The organism is Streptomyces bohaiensis (genome assembly GCF_012033785.1).
GTDB lineage: Bacteria > Actinomycetota > Actinomycetes > Streptomycetales > Streptomycetaceae > Streptomyces > Streptomyces bohaiensis.
This window is the reverse complement of the sequence record NZ_JAAVJC010000252.1, coordinates 1-6,783: the sequence shown is the minus strand read 5'-3', so window position 1 is coordinate 6,783 and position 6,783 is coordinate 1. Positions and strand designations below refer to the sequence as shown.

The window sequence follows — 6,783 nt, the reverse complement described above, 5'->3', positions numbered from 1 at the left end:
CACCCTCAAGTCCTGGCGGCTCCTCCGCAAGCTGCGGTGCTCAACCAGCCGCATCACCGCCCTTGTCCAAGCTGTCCTCACCCTGCGTCTGGCCAGCTCAGCGTGAGGATGGCAAAGGCTCGATGTACCGGCACACCGCCGGGCCGTGCGGCGGCAGCCAGTCCGAGGGGTCCTTGTCGCTCTTGGAGCGGTTGGAGCGCGCGGTGACCGCGATCAAGGAACGGTTGTCCTCCAAGTCGTTGGCGTACGCGGTTGGGCGGTCCGCGTCCCACTGCGAGGCTCCGACTGGCGGGGAGCGTCATTCGGAACGTGCGGTATTCCGCCGAGAGCCGTTCACCCGAGCTGCGAGGTAGGCGGTCCAGTCGGTTCCAGCGCGCCGGCGCCACTGGGATGCAGTGATCGGGTGCAGCCCAAGCATGGGCCCCAGGATCGCTGGTGGCAGTTCTTGTGCGACGGCGACGAGAGCGGTGGTGCGGGCCGGGCGGTTGGGGATGTGGTGGGCGGCCAAGCGGCGGCCAAGGACGACGGAAGAAAGATGGGCACTGGGGAGGTGGCCGGGGAACAGCCAGCCGGAGGGCGAGTTCGCTGCCCAACCGGTGGGCGCGGGGTGCTCCACGAGGTTGGTCAGCAGCTGGCCGAGGGAGGCGGGCAGGGGGATGGGGATGCGGTCGAGCGTGAGGAACTTGGTGCCGTCGGCGGTGGACAGGGCGGTGGTCGTAAGCGCGGCGATCCGGGTGAGGTGCTGTCCGAAAAGCAGGAGAATCGCCCCCGCCGCCCGGACATCGAGAGGGAGCTCGGTGTCGGTCAGGCACTGGTGAAGGAGGTCCCAATGGGAATCCTCCGCCGGTCCGGCCGGATCGGCTTTGGGACGGTGCGGTACCTCTAGGGCACATGCGTGGTGGCGGCGGTGGGCCCAGACTACGAAGTCGCGGACTTCGTACCGGGTTCCGGGACCTCCGGCGAGCCAGGCATCGACCTGATGCTGGGTCACCTCGCCGAGGGACAGTCCGTGGGCCGCCATGGCTGTGAGGAAGTCCGCAGCGATATTCATGCGGGCGTAGGCCCAACGGATCCGGTTCTTCACCCCGCCGCCGCGGAGGCGTTGGTGGCGGCGGGCGCGGGGCAGCAGGGACCAGCGGACGTAGGAACGGAGCAGGACCGCGTGCGGGGGATGACGGGTGATGACGCGGTCGAGGTGGCGGGAGACGCGGGCGGACAGCTCATCGCGTTCCGGGAGCACCTGGTAGGCGACGAGGAGGCCGCGCAGGTAGTCGGCGGTCATCGCGTCGGACCGGCTGCCGTCGCTGGCGGCATCTAGGTCGGCGTGGGTGAGGGGGCGGCCGACGGTGATGAGGCCGGCCAGAAGGTCGGCAGAACGGGAGTTGCACAGCCAGTTCAGGACCGTTCCGGGCTCCGGGCAGTCGGCGAGGGCGACGCGAATGTGTGCGTACTGACTGGTGTGGCTCTCGGGGACGGCATCAAACAGCGCGGCGAGTCGGTCCTCCACCGCGCACCGGTCGCACACGCCGCGGACCTGGTAGGAACGGGGCTCGCCGCACCGGGGACACGCGTAGGGGTCCGAGTAGCCGCCGCACGGACCGCAGACCCGCTGGTGCTGAGAACGGGCGATGAGGACCCGGCGTTGCTCGCAGCCCGGACAGATGGCCGGCCGGCGACGCCCATCGCGATAGCAGCTCTGGCACACGGGCCCGAGGGGCCACCTCGCGCAGACCGGGGCGCTGGATCGGCACAGGGAGCAGGGGGCGCAAGGGCGGGGCCGGCAGTTCGAGCACGGATCCATCGGCGCGTGCTTTCCGCAGATCGAACAGACCCGGCCGGTCGCGAGTTGGCTCCGGCGACAACTCGCGCAGGTCTGGCGGGTGGGTCGGGGGCCGGCCGTCCCGCACACGCTGCACGGGCCGACGTTACCTCGCGCTGCGAGGACACCCTCGCAGCCGCGGCAGACCCGGCCGCCGGGCACTGAACGCCGCAGCGGCCTCACCCGCCCGCACCGCGGACACGCCGGCCGACGCACCCCTGGCACCCCGGCCTCGGTCAGAGTGGCGATCAGGGCCTGGACGGAGCGCGGCGCCGCGGAGTCGCCGCTGACCAACGCGTCTGGGCGCTGGGCCAGATGGGCACGGATACGGCCGCGGGCCGAGGGCATCAGGCCAGCGACGATCCGATCCGCCTCTTCCGGAGGCAGCTCGGGAAGGTGCCGGGTGATGAGCTGTGCGAGTTCGGTCCATGCCGGCCTCGCCGGGACGGGCCGGCTCACCGATCGCCCGGGCGCCGAACGCGTACCCGCCGTGTCGGCGGCGCCTTCGCCGAGCTTGTGTTCTCGCCGGTCGCCGTCGGCTTCGCGACCTGGAGACGGGCCTCGGTGACCGTGATCAGGTCGGCCGGGGTGACGTCAAGGATGCCGCACAAGGCGGCCAGGACGTCCATCGACAGCCGCTGCGGAGGCTGAGCCACCAGCCGATACACCTGCTCGCGGGAGAGGTGGACGCCGTAGTCGGCCAAGAGCGGGACCAAGTCGGTGGTCTGGTACATGTCCCTCTCCGTCATCAACCGGCGCAGGTTCCAGGTGAACCCCATGCGCTGCATCACTGCGGCATCAACGTCCCTCCACCACCGCGCTCCAGTCGGCGCTGGAGCGCGTCCTCGATCAACCGGTTGCGGTACTCGTCCGACACCCAGGTGTACAACGCGGTCGTCGAAGCGTAGGCGTGCCCGACCTGCTCCTGGACGAACCTCTCGGGGTACCCGAACTCGACCAGGTGCGTGATGTAGGTGTGCCGCAGGCAGTGCAGATCAAGCTCGGCCGGAAGGTCGGCGTGCTCGCGGATCGCGGCGAAGACCTCGTCCAAGCGCCGTACTCCGAGCCGCCCGCATCGCTCCGAGACCCACAACGCGGGGTGCCGGCCCGGAGAGAACCCGCACCGGACTTCCTCCACCCACTCCTGGATGACCGGGACGATCCAATCGACCTCTGGCACCGTCAACACCGTCCGCCGCTTCGGCGGACTGCCCCGGGACGCCTTGCCGTACCGGATTTGCAGGGCGCCCAGGCGCCCGTAATGGGGAGCGCGCGGGTTGTGCCGCAGGTCGGACAGGTCGAGCATCGATGTCTCACGGCGCCGGGTCCCGTAGGCATAGAACTGCTTGACCAGTACCGAGTCCCGCCAGGCGGCCAGGACGCCCTTGCGGCCCTTCTTGCGGATCTGCTCGACACGATCGTCCGCCGCGTCGAAGAAGGTCTGCAGTTCCTCGTAGGTGAAGGCGCGTCGGCCGGGGCGGCCCTCGAATTCGGCGACGTGCTGGGCAGTGTTCCAGTCGTGGCACACCTGGACCGGGGCCCGGCCGAACTCCTCCAGACACGCCTTCGCCCACCCGTACCGGCGGTCAGCGATGAAGGCACAGAACATCTCCAGGTCACCTTGTTGCCCCCGGACGGTGGACCACACGACCTCGCCTCGCGAGAGCCGGGTTGCGAAGTACGCCTCGACGTCCTCGGGTGTCCAGTCCCACGGATAGGTGCCCGTGAACTCGGCGAACCGCCGCACAAGGCTCAACCGGTCATTGATCGTCTTGCGCGCTAACAGCCGACTGCGCTGCTGCTGTTCCCACCCTCGCAGCATCCCCTCGAACATCGCCGGGGCTGGGTCCAGCGCTCGCACGTTGTTCGCACGCACCAACCGGATCGCGCCCGGCAGATCTACCCCGCTCATCCCACGCTCCAGGTGATTGCATCAGATGCAACATCGTGGCGTTGGATGCCCAGCCTCAGGTCAGAAGTCCCGCAACGTCACCGGATCGGGCGACAACTGCGTCTACGAGCTGCTTCGAGCGGCCAGCGTGAACAAGCGGAATGATGCGTCCGGCCCAACTCCGCCTACTTGCTGTCCCATGCCTCTGCGAGGGGCACCATGTGGTCGATGTCCAACCCGGAGGGCCCGTCCACATAGACGTCGTCGTAGTAGGAGTACCAGCGCCCACCGCTCAGCGTGCAACGGCCGGACTGCACCGGCGCCACGATCGCCTCGGCTTTGAGGACTTCCGCGCGGGCGTGGCAGCCGTCGCCGTCCTCGTCGACCCAGTGGCGGAACGCGTTGCGGTCGTAGCCCTCCCGGTTCTCCTCGGCGACGGGGAGCGCGGCGACGGCGTCGTGCAACGGGAGCGACACCTCCGCAGCAGTGGTGGTGGCCGACGGTTGGGCGCCGGCGGGCGCCCCGGTGCCGAGGAGGAGAGCGGGCAGAGCGAGGGCGGCGGCCAGCAGGCCGCGGGCACGGGTGGTGATCACGCCGATGGTTTGCTCACCGGAAGGCCAACCATGCTCGTGCGTTGCCTGGTTCACCCAGGCGGGCGGCGCGTACACGGGCGTCGGCCGCCAGGGGGCTTCGTCGCAGGGCATAAAACAGGCATAAAGGTGCACTGTGAAACTATGTGCTTGCGAAGTGAGTGTCACTCGTCATAAGTTCACTCGGTCGCGAACCAGTCATCGCGGCATCTCATTGGGGGGAATCATGCGTAGAATCAGTGCTGCCATTGTGGGCGGAATCTCCGCCACTCTGCTTGCCGCGTCGGTGCCATCAGCTTCAGCAGCAGAAACTGACATCCCGTCGGATTACTCGCAGGAAGACCTGCGCGCTGACCTCGTGATCGAGGATGTAGAAGGAGAAGAGCTCACCCCGGAGGAGGAGCTCGAGCTCAAGGCGCCCGACCCGGACGCCTTCACCGTACTGTCCGCCACCGGGTCCACGCCCATCGGCTCCTTCAACTTCTCCTGGAACGGTCTCTCCTTCAAGATCCCAGCGGGCTGCTTCCTCACCCACTCCATCAAGGGCTCCAAGAAGAAAATCACCAGTCAAATAGCAGGAGTGGACTGCGTCGGACCTACCGCACTCGCCGCGCAGTTCTGCAATTCGCGGCTCGAGTTTCATTACGCCGACACCAACGGCAAGACGTACCGGATCAAGCGCGGACCCCTGAACTCATCCTGCCGAACCGGCACGATACCTTCATACAAGCTGGGAGCCCAGACCCTCCCTCACTACGGCAAAGCCTGCACTCACCTCTACGTCGCCAGCAAGCGTCGTGCCGTCCAGTGCCACAACATCACCAGCTGACGAGAAGAAGCAGACGCCATGGATCCGAACTCCTACCCCCTCCGCAACTGGTGGACCGAACTGGCGATCTTCCTGGTGACGGCAGCCGCCGCCACCGTTGCGATCGCAGCCCTGTGGACGGTGGGCGGGGACGGAACCGTCAACGCCGCAGTGTTCCTTGTGCCCGGCATCGCCATCGGCCTCGCCGTCGCCGCCCGCTACCGCCGCAAGCACATGACGGGCTCCCGGTCACCCCGCTGACTACTGGCCCGTGAAAAACCGAGGTCCGGCCTCTGCGCCCCAGCCGTGCAGATGCCGGACCTCGGCGTCCAGGCCAGACGTGGCGCAGCGCACGCGGCGAGCGGTACCCGCGCAGGTCTGGGGCCGGGTAGGCGGGGTCCGCGCCGTTCTGACCGCCCGCGGCCACGTCCTGCTGGTCGCCCGCCCTCGCCGGTCCCGCCAGGAGCTCCGGGACGCCCGGCGCTCCGCGCCGCCGACGACGTTCGGGCCGCGCCCCACGCGCTGACCTGCGGTTGACAGTTTCCGGCAACAGTTCCGACAAGGGGTCGGCGCCGATTCCGCACCAGCCGGTCCCGCACCCGCGCCCGCGCCGCACCGGTTCGGTCCGTGACCATCGGCCCGTCCGGGCGTTGACCCCTGCGGGGCCGCCGGGCGCCGGCCTCGGACACGTACCTACGCCTCGGTGTCCCGACCCACCCGGCCCCTCCCCCGAGACCGGGCGGGGAGCGCCCCACACCGCCCTGCGGGGCCCGGCCGGGCCCGCAGTCATGTCCACCGCCCCCGGGGCCGCGCCGGTGGGGGCCGCCGGTTCGGCAAGGGACACGGTCGCCTCCAGGCCCCGGACGGGACCCTTGCCGGTCTCCGCCATTCCAGGTCAACAACGCCCGGCCCTGTATACCGGACGTGCGGCCCGAGGCGCCGCCGTGTGATCGTTCCGGGGCTGAAAGGAGCACACACATGCGTCGGAAGACGAGTTGGATCGCGGGACTGCTGAGCACCCTCGCCCTGATCGGGGTCACCGCCTCCACCGCCCAGGCCGCCCCGCCCCGCACCACCACCACCGCCACGGAGGAAGCCGCGACACCGAGCCTCGAGGGGCAGGTCATCGCCTCCTCCTGCTACGGCGGCGCGCAGCGCTACTCCAAGCCGGGCAACCAGCCGCTGCTGATGTGGTTCACGACCAGCAACCGCTGCAACGACATCAACCTCCGGCCCAACACCAACCGCTACGTCAAGGTCTGCTTCGGCACCCGCGCGAGCGACTGCCAGGCCAACTGGACCCTTGCCAAGGCCGGCCAGTGGAACGCGATCGCCACCAACGTCCTGCCCGGGACCCGGTACATGTTCTGGTTCCGCAGCGACGCGGCCTCCAGCGGGTCGATCGCCCACTGACTCAGCAGTCCGCCGCTCCCCAGGCTGCCGCGGAACACAGACCACCAGCACCATGGCTCGTCACTGCGCCGCAGGCCCTTGGCCTGCGGTTAGCGGTTTCCGGCAAGAGTTCCGTCAAGGGGACGCGGCCCCCGCCGCCCGACCAGGCCCGCTCCGCACGAACAGCCGACGGGCCGTGCCGCGCGGTCGGCCGTGTCCATCGGCCCGTCCGCGCGTTGACCCCGCCGGGCCGCCGGGCCGCCGGGCCGCCGGGCCGCCGGGC

At 69.5% G+C, this 6,783-nt stretch carries 7 protein-coding genes and 1 pseudogene; 4 read left to right on the top strand and 4 right to left on the bottom strand.

What is annotated here, in order from left to right:
* Positions 1 to 106 (top strand): annotated as a pseudogene (locus HCN52_RS20110) (IS5/IS1182 family transposase); the annotation flags it as partial.
* A 192-nt stretch (positions 107 to 298) separates the two neighbouring features.
* Here the strand turns inward: HCN52_RS20110 and HCN52_RS20105 are convergent.
* The 4 genes from HCN52_RS20105 to HCN52_RS20090 all read right to left on the bottom strand — a co-directional run bounded on the left by HCN52_RS20105 (position 299) and on the right by HCN52_RS20090 (position 4,303).
* Entirely contained in the window at positions 299 to 1,507 is a 1,209-nt protein-coding gene (locus HCN52_RS20105; RefSeq protein ID WP_168089861.1) for a hypothetical protein, read from the bottom strand.
* A gap of 767 nt (positions 1,508 to 2,274) precedes the next feature.
* Positions 2,275 to 2,610: a helix-turn-helix domain-containing protein gene (locus tag HCN52_RS20100; protein WP_168089860.1), complete on the bottom strand. Its 336-nt coding sequence runs from the start codon at positions 2,608 to 2,610 to the stop codon at positions 2,275 to 2,277.
* Complete coding sequence (locus tag HCN52_RS20095; protein ID WP_168089859.1) at positions 2,607 to 3,731, bottom strand: tyrosine-type recombinase/integrase; 1,125 nt, start codon at positions 3,729 to 3,731, stop codon at positions 2,607 to 2,609. Before HCN52_RS20095 ends, HCN52_RS20100 begins: the two co-directional genes overlap by 4 nt.
* Before the next feature lie 164 nt (positions 3,732 to 3,895).
* Positions 3,896 to 4,303 (bottom strand): hypothetical protein, encoded by a 408-nt coding sequence (locus tag HCN52_RS20090; RefSeq protein WP_209314772.1) that lies wholly within the window; start codon positions 4,301 to 4,303, stop codon positions 3,896 to 3,898.
* 223 nt (positions 4,304 to 4,526) lie between these two features.
* Here HCN52_RS20090 and HCN52_RS20085 point away from each other — a divergent pair, with 223 nt between their 5' ends.
* From HCN52_RS20085 to HCN52_RS20075, 3 genes are all read left to right on the top strand, one after another.
* A complete protein-coding gene (locus tag HCN52_RS20085; RefSeq protein ID WP_168089858.1) occupies positions 4,527 to 5,129 on the top strand; it encodes a hypothetical protein in 603 nt (200 codons plus the stop codon).
* An 18-nt stretch (positions 5,130 to 5,147) separates the two neighbouring features.
* Complete coding sequence (locus HCN52_RS20080; protein WP_168089857.1) at positions 5,148 to 5,369, top strand: hypothetical protein; 222 nt, start codon at positions 5,148 to 5,150, stop codon at positions 5,367 to 5,369.
* Between the two features lie 717 nt (positions 5,370 to 6,086).
* Positions 6,087 to 6,521: a hypothetical protein gene (locus HCN52_RS20075; RefSeq protein ID WP_168089856.1), complete on the top strand. Its 435-nt coding sequence runs from the start codon at positions 6,087 to 6,089 to the stop codon at positions 6,519 to 6,521.
* The last annotated feature ends 262 nt before the right edge of the window (positions 6,522 to 6,783 follow it).